A 17,451-nucleotide genomic window follows, 5' to 3' on the forward strand; every position below is an offset into this window, starting at 1 on the left:
ACATGGAATTCCTCTGGCGCATCCTCAACCTGTGGCGCAAGGAACTGCTGGTGATCCTCAAGGACCCGGCCAACCGCATCGTGCTGGTGGCGCCGGTGCTGATGCAGAGCGTGCTGTTCGGCTACGCGGTGACCTTCGACCTCAACGACGCGCCCTACGCCGTGCTCGACCTGAGCCACAGCGAATCCTCCACGCGCCTGATTTCTCGCCTGGACGGCAGCGGCATCTTCCACCGCGTGGCAACGCTCACCCGCGTCGAGGAAATCCAGACGGTGATCGACGAGCAGAAGGCGCTGCTGGTGATCCACATCCCGTCGGACTTCCAGACCCGCCTCGCCCAGGGCGACCCGGCGCCGATTCAGGTCATCCTCGACGGGCGCAACTCCAACACCGCCGGCTCCGCCGCTGCCGGGCTCGCCGTGGTGGTGGATGAGTTCAACCGCGAGCAGGGCCTGGCCTCGGCGCCGATCAGCGTGGTCAGCCGCTCCTGGTACAACCCCAACCTGGAAACCCGCTGGCCGCTGATCCCCGCGCTGATCGCCACCCTGAGCATGATGCAGACGCTGATGCTCACCGCCCTCTCGGTGGCCCGCGAGCGCGAACAGGGCACCTTCGATCAGTTGCTGGTGACGCCCTACACGCCGCTGGAAATCATGCTCGGCAAGGCCATTCCGCCGCTGCTCATCGGCATGCTGCAGGCCACGCTGGTGCTGCTGATGGCGCTGTTCTGGTTCCGAATACCGATGGCAGGCTCGCTGTTCAACCTCTATGGCGGGCTGGCGGTCTTCACCATTGCCTGCGTTGGGCTGGGCATGTCGATTTCCGCTGTATCGCTGAACATGCAGCAGGCGATGCTCTACACCTTCGTGCTGATCATGCCGCTGACGCTGCTCTCCGGCCTCGCCACACCGGTGCGCAACATGCCCGAGTTCCTGCAGATCGTGACCTACGCCAACCCGCTGCGCTTCGGCATCGACCTGATCCAGCGGGTCTACCTCGAAGGCGCGACCCTGGCCGACGTGGGGCTCAACCTGATCCCCATGCTGGTGGTCGCCGCCGTCACCTTGCCGCTTGCCTCGTGGCTGTTCCGCCACCGGCTTGCGTAACGGATCACCCGGCATGGCCAGCGAATGCAATACCCTGGCAGGGGACTATTTCGGAAATGGACAGCCATGAGCGACACCAGCAGCTTCATCGTCTTCCTCGTCACCCAGCTTCTGCTGCCGTTCTGGCTGGGCCACCGCTACTGCCGCAGGAAAGGCATTCCCACCCAGTCCTGGCGCGCGGGCGGCATCTACCTGATCGCCTTGTCGGTGGCGATGCTGTTGTTCATCGGCCTGCTTGGCCTGCCCACCCACGTGAAGAACGTCGGCATGGTGACCAACCGTTCCATGGGCCTGGCCTGCGGCGTGATCGGCATTTTCGGCGGGCTGCTGATGGGCTATGTCGCACGACGCTTCGAGGGCACATCCGATGACTAGCTTTGCAAGAGGGTGTCAGCCATGAACCGCACCTCCCGTTTCGTCTCCCTGGCCCTGCTGGGTGGCAGCCTCGCCGGTTGCGCCGTGGGCCCCGACTACGAGGCGCCGAGAACCCAGACGCCGGCCAGTTGGCAGGCCGCCCACTCCGGCAGCGGCCAGTTGCATCTGGCCGAAGGCAGCACCCGCCTCGGCGCGGACTGGTGGAGCCTGTTCAACGACCCGGTGCTGAACAACCTGCAACGCCGCGCCGACAAGGCCAGCCCGGACCTCAAGACCGCCGTGCTGCGTTTCGCCCAGAGCCGCATGCAGCGGCAGATGGTGGCGGCCCAGCGCGGCGTCGACGTCAACGCTTCGGCCGCGGTGAATCGCCAGCGCCTGAGCGAGAACGGCTCCAACGCCCTGATGATCCAGCGCATCGCCCCCACCGGTGACAGCGACCAGATCGCCAAGGTCCTGGCCGAGCCCTTCACGCTCTACCAGGCCGGTTTCGATGCTTCGTGGGAACCCGACCTGTGGGGCCGCATCCGTCGCTCCGTCGAGGCCGCCGATGCCAGCGTCGATGCGCAGCAGGCGATGTTCGAGGAAACCCGCCTGGGCGTTTCGGCGGAACTGGCGCGCAGCTACTTCGAGCTGCGCGGCGTGCAGCAGCAAATTGCCGTGGCGCAGCAGGACATCGCAGCCACCGAGGAATCCATGCAATTGATCCAGGTGCGAGCCGACGGCGGCCTGGTGGACGACTTCGACGTCGAACGCCAGCGCGGCCAACTCGCCGAACTGCGCTCCAGCCTGCCGCAACTGCAGGCCAGCGAAAGCGCGGCGATCAACCAGATCGGCGTACTCATCGGCGCCGAACCGGGCAGCCTGCGCGAGGACCTGAAACCCGTCGCGCAGAACGCGCCGCAGACCCCGGACCTGAGCCTCGGCCTGCCCTCGGAAGTGGCCCGCCGCCGCCCGGACATCCGCGCCGCCGAAGCCCAGCTGCATGCCGCTACCGCCAACATCGGCGTGGCCGTGGCCGACCTCTATCCGAGTATTCGCCTGGGCGCGAACTTCGGTTACGAATCGGTGGAGGATGGCAAGTTCAGCGACTGGGGCAGCCGCACCTGGAGTGTCGGGCCGAGCCTGTCGTTGCCGCTCTTCGACAATGGCCGGCGCCGCTCGCAGATCAACCTGCGCAAGCTGGAACAGCAGGAAGCCGCCGTGTCCTACCAGCAGACCGTGCTCAAGGCCTGGCAGGAAGTCGACGATGCACTGAGTCACTACGGTGCCGAACGCCAGCGCAACCAGCGCCTGCAGGAAAAGCTGCGCAGCAGCGACGCCGCCTATGGCATGGCCAAGGCCCGCTATGCCGGTGGCCTCACCGATTTCCTGGTGGAACTGGACGCCCAGCGCGCCTACCTGCAATCACGCCGCGACGTGGTGGACAGCGATACCCAGCTGCGCCTGACGCTGATCGCCCTGTGCAAGGCGCTGGGCGGCGGCACGCCGCCGGCGGAAGCGTCCGCCAGCCGATAGGGACTCAGGGCGCCGGCGAGGCCAGCTTGCCATCACGCAGGTCCTTCGCCACGCGCCGCGCCATTTCGTAGGCCGGCGCCTCCACGGCGTCGAAGTCCTCGGTATAGCGTGTGGCGAAGCCCTGCACGCCCCACTTCTGGTACTGCTTGACGTGCCACAGTTCGTGAGCCCAGAGCGCGACGTCCTTCTGCGCGTCTTCCTCGCGGCGGAAGACGATCACGTCGACCAGGGTAACGGCCTCGGTGTCGGGGTTCTGCATCATCGCCTGGGCGGCGTTGAGCTGGTCCAGCGCGCCGGTGGAGTAGCGCGCGCCCATCAGCACGTCATCGGAAAAGTAGCCCTGCAGCTGAGCGCGGATTTCCAGTGGGATCGGCTCGGTGCCGCCCTGCTCCGCCTGCTCGCGGGATTGCTGCAGCCATACCGCCAGGGCCTGGGCGGCCATCTTGCGGGTATCGGACAACACCGGGCCGAGCACGGCACCCAGGTCGGGCAGGCACATGCAACTGTCCAGGCAGACCTGGCGCTGCCCCGCCGGGCAACTGGGCGCAACCGCGGAGGCTGGCGCGCAAACGGCCAACCCGGCCAGCAGCGTCAGCGCGCGCAGGAAGCGGGTCGGTAGGAGGAGTGGCATGGAAAGCTCCGCTACAGCGTGGAGGAAGACTGGGCGTTTGGACCACGGCGCGGCGCGATCATGCCACGGCGCGAGGAAAAAAGAGCACTGGCGCAGCGCAGGAATTTTCTGCTAGCTTCTGCCCCATGAATGCCGCCAACCGCACCTTCCAGCAGATTATTACCACCATCGCTCCGATGGTGGGTTAGCGCATTCCGCGAACAACCAAACCCGCCTCCCGGCGGGTTTTTTAATGCCCGCCGTCCGAGGCTCCCGATCGAGGAGACACTGATGGACCAGGCAACCCACCCCGAGCAGCATCCCCTGCAAGCGCTCATCCTGGCCGCCGACGAAGCCATCGGCCGCGAGGATTTCGACGCGCTGATCGACTTCTACACCGACGACGCCCTGCTGGTGGTCAAACCCGGCCTGCTGGCGCGTGGCAAGGAGCAGATCCGCCAGGCCTTCGTCGCCATCGCCGAGCATTTCGGACACAACCTGCGGGTGCGCCAGGGCCGCCTGGAAATCCTCGAAGCCGGCGACACCGCACTGGTGGTCGCACAGACCCTGCTCGACACCAGCCACGGCAAGCTGAGCCGCCGCGCCACCTACGTCTTTCGCCGCGAGGCCGATGGCGCCTGGCGCTGCGCCGTGGACAACTCCTACGGCACCGACCTGCTGGAGGCGACGACATGAGTACCGGCACATTGCACCTGCTGTGTGGCAAGGCGGCGTCGGGCAAGTCCTGCCTGGCGCGGCAGCTGGCCGAGGCGCCAGGCACTGTGATGCTGGCCGAGGAACAGTGGCTGGCGGAGTTGTTTCCCTGGGGCATCAGCAACCCCGACGACTACCAGCTCTATGCCCGCCGCGTGCGCAAGGTGATAGGGCCGCATGTGGTCGGCCTGCTGCGCGCCGGTACCAGCGTGGTGCTGGACATCCCCGCCAACACCCTGGCCGACCGCCGCTGGCTCATCGACCTGGCCGAACAGGCCGGCGCGGCGCATTGCCTGCACTTCCTCGACGTCGACCCGGCCACCTGCCGCAGCCGCCTGCTCGCCCGCCACGCCCTGGCGCCGCTGGCCGCGCCACTGGACCCGGCCGGCTACGAATCCCTCAACCGCTACTTCGTCGCCCCGCGCCCGGAGGAAAAACTGCAGGTGCAGCGCCATGACGCCTGAGCGCGTAGAATCGCCGCCCCGATTGCCCCCGATCACCTGAATCAGAAAGACCGGAAAGATGAACACCGACGCCATCGCCACCCTGCGCGAGCAACTGCTTGCGGCCCTCAACCCCGCCCCCGTGGAAACCCGCCGCCTGTTCCACGGCCGCGGCCGGCGCTGGCCGGGGCTGGAGCAGGTGACTGCCGACTGGCTGGAAGGCGTGCTGCTGGTGTCACTGTTCCGCGAGCCGGCCGAGGACGAATTGGCCGCGCTGCGAGCGATGCTGCTGGAACTGGCGCAAAGCGAAACCTGGCGTGCCACCGCTGCGCGCAGCCTGATGCTGCAGCACCGCTACACGCTGGAAAGCACGATGGAAGTGCTCCACGGCGAGGCATTCGATGGCTGGCAGATCACCGAGCACGGGCTGCGCTATCAGCTGGACCTGGGCCGCAAGCAGAACAACGGCCTGTTCCTCGACATGCGCTACGGCCGCCAGTGGGTACAGGCCAACTCGGCCGGCCTGCGCGTGCTCAACCTGTTCGCCTACACCTGTGGCTTCTCCGTGGCGGCGATCGCCGGTGGCGCGCAGAAAGTGGTCAACCTCGACATGGCCCGCGCCGCGCTCAGCCGTGGCCGTGACAACCACCGCCTGAACGGCCACGACCTGTCGCGGGTCAGCTTCCTCGACCACGACCTGTTCAAGTCCTGGGGCAAGGTGAAGAAGTCCGGCCCGTACGACCTGATCATCATCGACCCGCCGAGCTTCCAGAAAGGCAGCTTCGTCCTCGACAAGGACTACGCCCGTATCCTGCGCCGCCTGCCGGAATTGCTGGATGGCAGCGGCACCGTGCTGGCCTGCGTGAACGACCCGGCAGTGGGCGTCGACTTCCTGCTCCAGGGCATGGCCGCCGAGGCGCCGCAGCTGCGCTTCGTCGAGCGCCTGGAAAACCCGCCGGAATTCGCCGACATCGAGGAAGACAGCGGCCTGAAGGCGCTGGTGTTCCGCCTGGGTTGATCCGCTGAGTCGGTGCGATGCGGTAGAGCAAAGAGCGACCGTAGGATGGTGTGGAGCGAAGCGATACCCATCGATTCCGAGCACCCGCCGCATGGGTATCGCTTCGCTCCACCCATCCTACAGAGCTGATGCCGCTGCTCCTGAAGGAGCGGGTCATGCCCGCGATCGCGCCCATGGGACGCTCCTACAGAAAACCCCGACATCTCCCGATGAAAGGCCGCCAGAGCCCTTGCGGCCAAGCCCCCATCGCGCCATCCTTGGCACTGTATGTAAAACCAGTGCCCGCCGATGTCCGCGCCGCTCGACCCCAGCCTCTACTACCTGACCAACTTCCACCGCGCCCTCGACTGGATCGACGAACGCTACGCCGACCTGCTCGACGCCGAGGAAGCCCGCTTCATCACGGACTTCCGCACGCTGCCGCTGCCCTCGCGGGCGCTGCTGGTGCGGTTGGTGATGCGCAAGGGACCGCACTTTCGCGCCGGCAAGCTGAGCTATGCCGAGATCGGCGATATCCCCGAAGCCGCCGCACCGCTGCTGGAGCTGGGCTGGCTGGCCGACGACTACCCGCTGACACTGCACGAACTGCTGCCGCTGCTGCTCAAGGACGAACTGCTTGCGCGCTTCCGCGACGACCTGCCACGCGCCTCGCTGAAGAAGGCCGAGCTCTACGAGCACCTGTACGCCTATCACCAGCAGGTGCAGCCGTTCGATAGCTGGTACCCGGACCTCGACCGCCTCTACACCCTGATGGCGACGCCGCTGTGCGACCGCCTGCGCCTGCTGTTCTTCGGCAACCTGCAGCAGGACTGGTCCGAGTTCGTGCTCGCCGACCTCGGCATCTTCCGCTACGAAAGCGTCCCTTTCACCGCCGATTCCCGCGCCTTCCGCCGTCGTGACGAGCTGGAGGCCTACATCCACCTGTGGAACGGCGCCGTCCGCTTCGACGCTGGCGAATCCATCGCCGAGCTGCTGGTCGAGCTGAGCGAGTTCCGCAGCGACAACGCCTACCTGCAAGCCCGCCACGGCCGCCTGCTCTACCGCATGGCCTACCAGCTGGAGCGTGACGGCGAGCTGGACGCCGCCCTGGCGCTCTATCAGCGCACCACCGCCGGCGGCTCGCGGCAGCGGCAGATCCGCGTGCTGGAACGTCTACAGCGCTTCGAGGATGCGCATGCCCTGGCCCAGGCCGCGCTGGCCGCGCCGGAAAGCGACGGCGAGCTGCAGCTTGTGGAGCGCGCGCTGACACGACTGGTCCGCCAACTCGGGCTGCCGAAGGAAAAAGCGGCCAAGCCCGTACCGCCGTTGCGTATCGACCTGGAACTGCCGCGCCCCGACGTCAACGTCGAATTCGCCGTGCAATCCGTGCTCCACGAGGAAGAAGCGCCAGTGCACTACGTGGAGAACGCGCTGGTCTGCAGCCTGTTCGGCCTGCTCTGCTGGGACGTGATCTTCGCCCCGCTGCCCGGCGCCTTCTTCCACCCCTTCCAGGCCGGGCCGAGCGATCTGTATCGCGGCGATTTCGTCAGCCGCCGCGCCGAGGCCTTCGCCGCACGCCTGGCACTGCTGGACAGCGACGCCTATCTGGCGGCGATCCGTGAAACCTACACGGCCAAGCACGGCATCCTCTCGCCCTTCGTGCACTGGGAGCTGCTCGACGAGAGTCTGCTGGCGCAGGCCCTGCACTGCCTGCCGGCCGCGCACCTGAAGCTGTGGTTCGCGCGCCTGCTGGCCGACCCTAAGGCCAACCGCGCCGGCATGCCCGACCTGATCCAGTTCTGGCCCGGCGAGGCACGCTACCGGATGATCGAAGTGAAAGGCCCCGGCGACCGCCTGCAGGATAATCAGAAGCGCTGGCTGGCCTTCTGCGCCGAGCACGGCATGCCGGTGGAAGTCTGCTACGTGCGCTGGCAGGGCGAGGCGGACGAAAGCCAATGAGCTACGCCGTCGCCGTGCGCGCGCTGTGCGAATTCACCGCCAAGGAAGGTGACCTCGACCTGCGCTTCACCCCCGCGCCCACCGCCCAGGAAGGCATGGCCGGGCACGCCACGGTGGTCTCGCGGCGGGGGCTTGGCTATATCGCCGAGCTGCCGCTGCGCGGCGAGTATCCGGGGCTGGTGGTCAGCGGTCGCGCCGATGGCTACGACCCCGACGCCAACCTGCTGGAAGAGATCAAGACCCACCGCGGCGACGTCGCACGCATCCCGCAGAACCACCGGCTGCTGCACTGGGCACAGGTGAAGGTGTACGGCTGGCTGCTGTGCCAGACGCTGGAGATCGATGCCATCGATCTCGCCGTCGTCTACTTCAACGTCATCACCCAGAAGGAAACGCTATTCCGCGAGCGCTTCGCCGCCGATGACCTGCGGACCTTCTTCGAGCTGCAATGCAGCCGCTTCGTGAAATGGGCCGAGCAGGAAAGCGCCCACCGCGTCGAGCGCGACCAGGGGCTGGAAACACTGCGCTTCCCCTACGCGGACTTCCGCCAGGGCCAGCGCATGCTCGCCGAATCGGTGTACCGCGCCGCCCGCGACGGCCAGACGCTGATGGCCCAGGCCACCACCGGCATCGGCAAGACCCTTGGCACCCTGTTCCCGCAGCTCAAGGCCTTCCCCGGGCAGAAGCTCGACCGCTTGTTCTTCCTCACCGCCAAGACCCCCGGCCGGCGCCTGGCCCTCGACGCCCTGGCGACCCTGCGCCAGCAGGACGCCGCGCAGCCCTTGCGCGTGCTCGAACACGTCGCCCGCGACAAGGCCTGCGAACACCCGGACAAATCCTGCCACGGCGACTCCTGCCCCTTGGCCAAGGGTTTCTACGACCGTCTGCCCGCCGCCCGCGAGGCCGCGCTCAAGCAGCGCTGGCTGACCCAGGAAGCACTGCGCGAGGTGGCGCTGCAGCACCAGGTCTGCCCCTACTACCTGAGCCAGGAACTGTGCCGCTGGGCCGACGTGGTGGTGGGCGACTACAACTACTACTTTGACATGAGCGCCCTGCTCTACGGCCTTACCGTGCTCAACGACTGGAAGGTCACCCTGCTGGTGGACGAGGCGCACAACCTCATCGAGCGCGGCCGCGGCATGTACAGCGCCGAGCTCGACCAGTCCGAGTTCAACGCCCTGCGCAAGGTCGCCCCGGCCGGGTTGAAAGGCGTGCTGGAGCGCGTCGGCCGGCACTGGAACCAGATGCACCGCGACCAGGAGGTCGACTACCAGATCTACCCGACGGTGCCGGACCTGTTCATCGCCGCGCTGCAGAAAGCCGTCAGCGCCATCACCGACCACCTCACCGACCAGCCCACCGGCAACGAGGCCGAACTGCTGCGCTTCTACCTCGATGCCATGCTGTTCTGCCGGCTGGCCGAAGCCTACGGACCGCACTCGCTGTTCGACATCACCCGCCACGACGGCAGCGGCCAGCGCACACTCTCCACCCTATGCCTGCGCAACGTGGTGCCGGCGCCCTTCCTCGAACCGCGCTTCGAGGCGGCCCACAGCACCACGCTGTTCTCCGCCACGCTGAACCCGGCCAATTACTACGCCGACCTGCTCGGCCTGCCGGAAGACACCACCTGGCGCGAAGTGGAATCGCCCTTCCGCGCCGAGCAACTGGAAGTCCACGCGCTGAGCAACCTGTCCACCCGCTACCAGCACCGCGAGGCCAGCCTGTCGCCGATCAGCACGCTGATGGCCCGGCAGTTCCGCGCACGCCCCGGCAACTACCTGGCGTTCTTCAGCAGCTACGCCTACCTGCAGCAGGCGCTGGAGCGCTTCGCCGCCGAGCACCCGGATATTCCGCGCTGGGTGCAGTCGCGCAGCATGAACGAGATCGAGCGCCAGGCCTTCCTCGACCGCTTCACCCCGCACTCGCAGGGCATCGGCTTCGCCGTGCTCGGCGGCGCCTTCGGCGAAGGCATCGACCTGCCGGGCGACCGCCTGATCGGCGCCTTCATCGCCACGCTGGGCCTGCCGCAGGTGAACGAGGTCAACGAGGAGATCAAGCAGCGCATGCAGGGCATGTTCGGCGACGGCTACGACTACACCTACCTGTTCCCCGGCTTGCAGAAGGTCGTCCAGGCGGCCGGCCGGGTGATCCGCACGCCGACGGATTCGGGGGTGATTTACCTGCTCGATGATCGATTCAACCAGCCCGCCGTGCGGCGGTTGTTGCCGGGGTGGTGGAAGCCAGAGCGGCTGAAGTTCGTTGCCGATCCGCCGCAGTTCAAGGCGCCGCTGGGGTATCTGTTGCTGTAGCCCATCGCCTGGCATTCCCTGCAGGAGCGGAGCATGCCTGGCTTCGGGTTGGGCGTTTCTGCGCCGCTTAGGTGTACGCGCAGGCTTCTTGTTTCGCCCCCTCGGGCGAGTCACTTTTCTCAAACGCCAGAAAAGTAACCAAAAGCGCTTGCCCCGACATACGGCCCGGCTTCGCTGGGTTCCCCCTCGCCGCCACCATTTTAGGGGCACGCCGCGAAGGGCCATCCCTGGCCCATCGCGGCTCTGGCGGCATCCATGCCGCCAAACCCCGAAAATGGTGGCGTCGAGGGGCCTCCTGTAAGGGGCGGTTGCGCGCCTGGACCTATGGTTTTTCTTTGTTGTTTTTTCGTGTTGTCTCGACCAAGCACATCGCGGAGAAGCTGCGCTCCTATGAACGAACAGCTCTGGATTTGGATTAGGTTTGGCCCTTGAAGATTTCCAGAGAAATATCCACACACGCCGAACGCCCCTTTCAGGAGGCCTCGTTGAAGCGGAGTTTCAGGGGTTGAGCGACATGGATGTCGCGAGAGCTGCGATGGGCCAGGGATGGCCCGTCGCAGCGTGCCCCTGAAACTTCGCTTCAACGAGGGAATTTTTCGCTTAAGCGAAAACCGGATGGAGGGGCAAGACCTTTGGTTACTTTGCGTCGTTTGGCAAAGTGACTCGCCCGAGGGGGCGAAACAGGAAGCCTGCGCGCACTCCGGCGCGACGCGGGAAACAAAAGCGCGAGGCACACACATCGCGGACGGAGTCCGCTCCTACAGAACGCCAGCGCACCCAGCCCCATCCAGACCAACCGCCATTGACGGCGCCACCCCACCGGATAAACTGTACATCCATACAGTTATTTCCGAGCAACCCCATGCAACACCCACCCATCCTTCGCCCCCGGCCCTTCTGCCGGGCGCATGAGCGTCGCCGCTCGCCGGCCGGGAGGCCGTGATGGGCAGCGTGGTCGCGCTCGACACCCTGTTCCACCAGCGCCAGGTCTGGAAAGGCCAGCCCCAGGGCCTGCCACCCAGCCAGCAGCCCACCGGCCACCCTACGCTGGACGCAGCCCTGCCCACGGGCGGCTGGCCAGAAGCCGCGCTCAGCGAAATCCTCCTGGCCCAGGAAGGCGTCGGCGAACTTCAACTGGTCTGGCCGACCCTCGCGCGGCTCAGTGCAGCCGGCGAGCGCATCGTGCTGGTCGGCCCACCCCACGTGCCCTACCCGGCAGCCTGGCAGGCGGCCGGTGTGCTGCTCGACCAACTGAGCATCGTCCGCGCCACAGGTCGAGATGCCCTCTGGGCCGCCGAGCAGTGCCTGCGCTCGGGCAGCTGTGGCGCCGTGCTGTGCTGGCCGCAGCAGGCCGACGACCGCGCCCTGCGCCGCCTGCAGGTAGCTGCCGAGACCGGGCAGACCCTGGCCATCGCCTACCGCTCGCAGCGTGAAGCGCTCAACCCATCGCCCGCCGCACTGCGCCTGGCGCTGGACGCCACCCCGGCACAGCTGCGCGTACTCAAGTGCCGTGGCGGGCTGGCGCCGGCGCGGCCCATCCCGTTGCCCTGGCACTGAGGCCGGCATGCTCTGGGCCTGCATTCTCCTGCCGCAACTGGCGATGGACGGCGCGCTCCGTGGCCGTCCCGAGCCGGACGCGGCCCTGGCGCTGCTCACCGGACCAGCGCAACGCCGCGTGCTGCAGGCGGTGAACCCGGCGGCACGGGCGCTGGGGCTCAAGCCCGGCCAGTCGCTCACCGCCGCCCAGGCTCTGAGCCGCGATTTCGAAACCGCCGAGTACGACCTGGGCGAAGTGCAGCGCTGGCAGGACCTGCTGGCCGCCTGGGCCTACGGCTTCAGCTCGCAGGTCAGCCAGCACTACCCGCGTGCGCTGCTGATGGAAGTACAGTCCAGCCTGCAACTGTTCGGCCCCTGGCCGCGCTTCGAGGCGCGGCTGCGCGAGGAGTTGAGCGCCCTGGGCTTCCGTCATCGCATCACCGCCGCGCCCAATCCAGCCGCCGCACGCATCCTCGCCAATGGTCACGACGGCGTGGCAATCCACGACAACCAGCAACTGCACCAGTACCTGGGCAGGATGCCGCTGGAGCGCCTGGGCCTGGAGCGCGACGCCGCCACTTCGCTGGGCCGCATGGGCCTGCGCAACCTGCAGCAACTGCTCGCCCTGCCGCGCGAGAGCCTGGCCCGGCGCTTCCCGCCGCAGGTATTGCGGCAGGTCGATACCCTGCTCGGCCAGCGCCCGCTGGCCCTGGAGTTCTACCGGCCGCCGGACAGCTTCGAGTCGCGCATCGAGCTGAACTTCGACGTGGAATCCACCCAGGCCCTGCTCTTCCCGCTGCGCCGCCTGACCGCCGACCTCGGCGCCTTCCTCGTCGGGCGCGACAGCGGCGTGCAGCGCTTCGTCCTGCACCTGGAGCACCACGACGGCCCGGACACCCAGATGCCGGTGGGCCTGCTCAGCGCCGAGCGCGAAGCGGCGATGCTCTTCGAGCTGAGCCGTGGCCGCCTGGAGCAATTGCAACTGCGCGCCCCGGTGCACAGCGTGCGGCTACTGGCCGAAGACCTGCCGCCCTTCGTGCCGCAGCACCGCGAGCTGTTCGACGACCGCCCGCAGCAATCCCAACCCTGGGAACAACTGCGCGAACGCCTGCGCGCGCGACTGGGCGACGACGCCGTGCACAGCCTCGGCGGCCTCGCCGACCATCGCCCGGAGCGCGCCTGGCAAGGCAACGCCACGCCACACCTGCCCATTGCCGAGGTCCCGCGCCCCGGCTGGCTGCTGGCAGAGCCGCAACCGCTGCGCGAGTTCGCCCCGACTTTGCTGGCCGGGCCTGAACGCATCGAATCCGGCTGGTGGGACGGCGAGGACATCCGCCGCGACTACTACCAGGTACGCACCCGCAGCGGGCAGCGCGCCTGGGTGTTTCGCCCGGTGGGCGAAGACGGCCCGTTGCTGCTGCACGGCTGGTTCGCATGAACGCGCCGGATGAAGGCCCCGGCTACGCCGAGCTGCACTGCCTGTCCAACTTCAGCTTCCAGCGCGGCGCCTCCAGCGCCGCCGAGCTGTTCGGGCGAGCGAAGAAGCTCGGCTACCGCGCCCTGGCGATCACCGACGAATGCAGCCTGGCCGGCATCGTCCGCGCCTGGCAGGCCTCGAAGGAAACCGAGATCCCCCTGATCACCGGCAGCGAACTGAGCATCGAGCAGGGCCCGAAACTGGTGCTGCTGGCGGAGAACCTCACTGGCTACGAAAACCTCTGCCGCCTGCTCACCCATGCCCGCCGTCGCGCCGAGAAAGGCAGCTACCGTCTGGTGCGCGCGGACTTCGACGACAACCTCGAGCACCTGCTGGCGATCTGGCTGCCGCGAGACGACCAGGACGTTGACGGCCTGTGGCTGCGCGAACGCTTCCCCGAGCGCCTGTGGCTGGGCGTCGAACTGCACAAGGGCCCGGACGACGCCGGCAAGCTGTGCCGCCTGCGCGAACAGGCCGCGCGCCTGGCCATCCCCGCCGTGGCCTGCGGCGACGTGCACATGCACATCCGTGGCCGCCGCGCCCTGCAGGACTGCATGACCGCTATCCGCCAGCACCTGCCGGTGCACGAGGCCGGACAGTACCTCTATCCCAACGGCGAGCGACATCTGCGAACGAAGGAGGCGCTGGCGGCGATCTATCCGGCCGAGTTGCTGGCGGAGACGCTGAAGATCGCCGAGCGCTGCAGCTTCAATCTCGGTCAACTGGATTATCAGTATCCGCGCGAGCTGGTGCCCGAAGGCCACACGCCCACCACCTGGCTGCGGGAGAAGACCGAGGAAGGCATCCTGTGCCGCTGGAAAGACGGCGCCAATGCCGCCGTCCGCCAGCGTGTCGAGGATGAGCTCGCGCTGATCGCCGAGCTTAAGTACGACAGCTACTTCCTCACGGTCTACGACATCGTCGCCTTTGCCCGCAGCCAAAGCATTCTCTGCCAGGGACGCGGCTCGGCGGCCAACTCGGTGGTCTGCTTCGCCCTGGGCATCACCGAGCTGGACCCGACTCGCGAGCACGTGCACCTGCTGTTCGAACGCTTCATCTCCCGCGAGCGCAACGAGCCGCCGGACATCGACGTCGACTTCGAGCACGACCGCCGCGAGGAAGTCATCCAGTACGTGTTCCGCCGCTATGGCCGCACGCGCGCCGCGCTCACCGCCGTGGCCAGTACCTACCGTGGCGCCGGCGCGGTGCGTGACGTAGCCAAGGCGCTGGGATTGCCGCCGGATCAGGTCGGCGCGCTGGCCGACTGCTGCGGTGCCTGGAGCCGCGAAGCGCCGCACACCGACCGCCTGCGCGAAGCCGGCTTCGATCCGGAGAGCCCGATCCTGCGGCGAGTGCTGGCGCTGACCGGGCAATTGGTCGGTTTCCCCCGGCACCTGTCGCAGCACCCCGGCGGTTTCGTCATTTCCCAGCAACCGCTGGAAACCCTGGTGCCGGTGGAAAACGCCGCCATGCCCGAGCGTACCCTGATCCAGTGGGACAAGGACGACCTCGACGCCGTCGGTCTGCTCAAGGTCGATGTGCTCGCTTTGGGGATGCTCAGTGCCCTGCGCCGCTGCTTCAACCTGATCGCCGACTATCGCGGCAAGCACTGGACCCTCGCCACCCTGCCGCAGGAGTGCAAGGAGACCTACGCGATGATCAGCCGCGCCGACACCGTGGGCGTGTTCCAGATCGAGTCCCGCGCGCAGATGGCCATGCTGCCGCGCCTGCGACCCGAGACGTTCTACGATCTGGTGATCGAAGTCGCCATCGTCCGTCCCGGCCCGATCCAGGGCGACATGGTGCATCCCTACCTGCGCCGGAGGAACAAGGAAGAGCCGGTCGTCTATCCCTCCGAGGAACTCAAGCCAGTATTCGAGCGCACCCTCGGCGTGCCGCTGTTCCAGGAACAGGTGATGCAACTGGCGATCATCGCCGCCGAATACACGCCCGGCGAAGCCGACCACCTGCGCCGCTCCATGGCCGCCTGGAAACGCCACGGCGGCCTGGAGCCGCACCGCCAACGGCTATTCGAACGCATGACCGCCAAGGGCTACGAGCAGGAGTACATCGCGCGCATCTTCGAACAGATCAAGGGCTTCGGCAGCTACGGTTTCCCCGAATCCCACGCCGCCAGCTTCGCCCTGCTTACCTACGCCAGCTGCTGGCTGAAATGCCACGAGCCGGCGGCCTTCACCTGCGCACTGATCAACAGCTGGCCCATGGGTTTCTACAGCCCCGACCAGTTGCTGCAGGATGCCCGCCGCCATGGCCTGGAGATTCGCCCGGTGGACGTGCGCCACAGCCACTGGGACTGCACCCTGGAACCCATCGCCGAACGCCAGCCGGCGATCCGCCTCGGTTTGCGCATGGTGCGCGGGCTGCGTGAAGAAGTCGCCGATGCCATTGCCCAGGCCCGCGAGCAACGCCCCTTCGCCGATGCCGCCGACCTCTGCCTGCGCGCCCACCTGGATAACCGCGCCCGCGAGCAACTGGCCGACGCCGGCGCCCTGCGTGGCCTCGCCGGCCACCGGCACAAGGCGCGCTGGGCGATCGCCGGGGTCGAGCCGCAACTGCCGCTGTTCGCCGGCCAGGTCACCGAAGAAGCACCGGTCAGCCTGCCGCTGCCCAGCCGTGGCGAAGACCTGCTCACCGACTACGCGACCCTCGGCACCACCCTCGGCCCACACCCCATGACCCTGCTGCGCGGCGCCCTCAGGGCCCGCCGCTGCCGCAGCTCGCGGGACCTGTTCAAGCTCGAAGCTGATCGCCCGGTGCGTGTCGCCGGCCTGGTGGTCGGCCGGCAACGGCCGGGGACGGCCAGCGGCGTCACCTTCGTCACCCTGGAAGACGAGTTCGGCATGATCAACGTGATCGTCTGGCGCGACCTTGCCGAACAACAGCGCCGCCCCTTCCTCAGCGCCCGCCTGATGCAGGTGGACGGCACCCTGGAAGCCAAGGACGGCGTGCGCCATGTGATCGCCGGGCGGCTGACGGATTTGAGCGGATTGCTGGAAGGGCTGGATGTGCGCAGCCGGGATTTCCACTAGCCACCGGCTCGCAGCGGTATCATGTGCCCCAGTCATGCAAACCCTGGATGGACCCATGAAATCGAACGGACGCTCGCTGCTCTCCCTGCTTTTCGCCGCTCTCGCCAGTACCGCCCAAGCCGCCGACACCACGCTGCCCGCCGGGGAATACCTGGCCAAGGGCGGATGGGGCAGCCTGATCATCCAGAAGGCTGTCAATGGCCAGCAGAGCTTCAGCCTCGAATCCCTCGGCGCTAACGGCCATTCCTGCTCGCTGGACGGCAGCATCCGCAACGGCGAAGCCAACCTGCGCGAGGACTGGCAGGAAGGCGTCTGCAACGTGAAGTTCAAGCTGCAGAGCAACGGCATCGAGGTCGACAACGAGCAGAACGAGAGCTGCCGGGGCTATTGCGGCGCCCGTGCCAGCTTCGGCGGCAGCTACCTGAAGCCGGCAGCCGGCTGCAGCACTGCGGCCCTGCGCCAGACCCGCAATCGCTTCAAGAGGCTCTATGACAGCAAGGACTACGCCGGCGCCGAGCGCCTGCTCGCTCCGCTGCTGAGCGACTGCAAGGCCACCCTCCACTGGCTGGAGGAACTCACTACCCGCAACGACCTGGCCCTGACCCAGGCCAAACTCGGCCAGGGCAAGGCTTGCCGCAGCACGCTGGAGTCGATAATCGAGGATGCCAAGCGCTACGGCGGCCCCCAGGAGGACAACACGGCCATCTGCGACAGCGGCGATCGCTACCTGCCCCCGGCAGATTGCGACGGCTACCTGCGACAGGTCCGCGCCGCCAAGACCAACCTCGGCTGGTGCGAACGCGCCGGGGGTTGATCCCCCAAGGCGGCGGATAACGCTTGAGGCGTTATTCGCCCTGCAGAGTCCGGCGGCGCCAGGAAGTCTTGCAGGAATACTGCTTCGTAGGATGGCGTGGAGCGCAGCGATACCCATCCTACCGGGAGCGCTCAGCCTCCCAGCAGGTAGATGACCAGCTCGGCCACCGACAGCGAGAACAGGTACGGCCCGGTGAAGCCCACCCAGATCAGCAGCGCGAAAGGCGCGTAGAGCACAACCAGTACCACGCGGGCGCGGCAGCTGCGGAGCATCAGCCAGAATATCTGCCCCAGCGCGAACAACGCACTGCACAGGACGGCGGGAACCAGGATGGCGTGGAAGCGGCCGTAATCGCTCAGCGCCCCGATATCACTGCCCAGCACCAGGAACATCGCCAGCGCCATGCCCGCCGCGGCGAGCGCCAGGGCCAGCGCAGCACCCGCCAGGACCCAGAACGCCAGACGTGCGAGTCCGGGTTCACCGGGCAAGGATCGTTCGCCTTCCATCAGCCTTGTCGCTCCTTTCAATGACGGCCCGACACTA

At 67.4% G+C, this 17,451-nt stretch carries 14 protein-coding genes; 12 read left to right on the forward strand and 2 right to left on the reverse strand.

Annotated elements, in window-relative coordinates; translation table 11 throughout:
• Positions 1-2: 2 nt before the first annotated feature.
• The 3 genes from N5C91_RS27015 (at position 3) to N5C91_RS27025 (ending at position 2,996) form a co-directional block, all read left to right on the forward strand.
• Positions 3-1,106 (forward strand): ABC transporter permease, encoded by a 1,104-nt coding sequence (locus tag N5C91_RS27015; RefSeq protein ID WP_236173589.1) that lies wholly within the window; start codon positions 3-5, stop codon positions 1,104-1,106.
• 66 nt (positions 1,107-1,172) lie between these two features.
• Positions 1,173-1,481: a hypothetical protein gene (locus N5C91_RS27020; RefSeq protein ID WP_279833274.1), complete on the forward strand. Its 309-nt coding sequence runs from the start codon at positions 1,173-1,175 to the stop codon at positions 1,479-1,481.
• 21 nt (positions 1,482-1,502) lie between these two features.
• Positions 1,503-2,996 carry an efflux transporter outer membrane subunit gene (locus tag N5C91_RS27025; RefSeq protein WP_279833276.1) on the forward strand — a complete coding sequence of 498 codons (1,494 nt, stop codon included), beginning with the start codon at positions 1,503-1,505 and terminating at the stop codon, positions 2,994-2,996.
• A gap of 4 nt (positions 2,997-3,000) precedes the next feature.
• Here N5C91_RS27025 and N5C91_RS27030 read toward each other — a convergent pair whose 3' ends face one another.
• Entirely contained in the window at positions 3,001-3,627 is a 627-nt protein-coding gene (locus N5C91_RS27030) for a DUF4157 domain-containing protein (RefSeq protein WP_279833278.1), read from the reverse strand.
• Between the two features lie 270 nt (positions 3,628-3,897).
• Here N5C91_RS27030 and N5C91_RS27035 point away from each other — a divergent pair, with 270 nt between their 5' ends.
• The 9 genes from N5C91_RS27035 to N5C91_RS27075 all read left to right on the forward strand — a co-directional run bounded on the left by N5C91_RS27035 (position 3,898) and on the right by N5C91_RS27075 (position 16,908).
• Complete coding sequence (locus N5C91_RS27035; protein ID WP_279833280.1) at positions 3,898-4,302, forward strand: SgcJ/EcaC family oxidoreductase; 405 nt, start codon at positions 3,898-3,900, stop codon at positions 4,300-4,302.
• A complete protein-coding gene (locus N5C91_RS27040) occupies positions 4,299-4,784 on the forward strand; it encodes an ATP-binding protein (protein ID WP_279833282.1) in 486 nt (161 codons plus the stop codon). Before N5C91_RS27035 ends, N5C91_RS27040 begins: the two co-directional genes overlap by 4 nt.
• A gap of 58 nt (positions 4,785-4,842) precedes the next feature.
• Positions 4,843-5,781: a class I SAM-dependent methyltransferase gene (locus tag N5C91_RS27045; protein ID WP_236200057.1), complete on the forward strand. Its 939-nt coding sequence runs from the start codon at positions 4,843-4,845 to the stop codon at positions 5,779-5,781.
• A gap of 288 nt (positions 5,782-6,069) precedes the next feature.
• A complete protein-coding gene (locus N5C91_RS27050; protein WP_279833285.1) occupies positions 6,070-7,719 on the forward strand; it encodes a VRR-NUC domain-containing protein in 1,650 nt (549 codons plus the stop codon).
• On the forward strand, positions 7,716-10,031 hold the full coding sequence (locus tag N5C91_RS27055; protein ID WP_279833287.1) for an ATP-dependent DNA helicase: 2,316 nt from the start codon (positions 7,716-7,718) through the stop codon (positions 10,029-10,031). Before N5C91_RS27050 ends, N5C91_RS27055 begins: the two co-directional genes overlap by 4 nt.
• 942 nt (positions 10,032-10,973) lie before the next feature.
• A complete protein-coding gene (gene imuA / locus N5C91_RS27060; RefSeq protein WP_279833289.1) occupies positions 10,974-11,588 on the forward strand; it encodes a translesion DNA synthesis-associated protein ImuA in 615 nt (204 codons plus the stop codon).
• A gap of 7 nt (positions 11,589-11,595) precedes the next feature.
• On the forward strand, positions 11,596-13,005 hold the full coding sequence (locus N5C91_RS27065; RefSeq protein WP_279833290.1) for a DNA polymerase Y family protein: 1,410 nt from the start codon (positions 11,596-11,598) through the stop codon (positions 13,003-13,005).
• Positions 13,002-16,094, forward strand: a complete 3,093-nt coding sequence (locus N5C91_RS27070) for an error-prone DNA polymerase (RefSeq protein WP_279833292.1) — start codon at positions 13,002-13,004, stop codon at positions 16,092-16,094. Before N5C91_RS27065 ends, N5C91_RS27070 begins: the two co-directional genes overlap by 4 nt.
• 55 nt (positions 16,095-16,149) lie before the next feature.
• Entirely contained in the window at positions 16,150-16,908 is a 759-nt protein-coding gene (locus N5C91_RS27075) for a hypothetical protein (protein WP_279833295.1), read from the forward strand.
• Positions 16,909-17,039: 131 nt separating this feature from the next.
• Here N5C91_RS27075 and N5C91_RS27080 read toward each other — a convergent pair whose 3' ends face one another.
• Positions 17,040-17,414, reverse strand: a complete 375-nt coding sequence (locus tag N5C91_RS27080) for a hypothetical protein (RefSeq protein ID WP_279833296.1) — start codon at positions 17,412-17,414, stop codon at positions 17,040-17,042.
• Positions 17,415-17,451: the final 37 nt, after the last annotated feature.

It is taken from the genome of Pseudomonas sp. GD03903 (assembly GCF_029840045.1).
GTDB classification, from domain to species: Bacteria; Pseudomonadota; Gammaproteobacteria; order Pseudomonadales; family Pseudomonadaceae; genus Pseudomonas; species Pseudomonas pseudonitroreducens.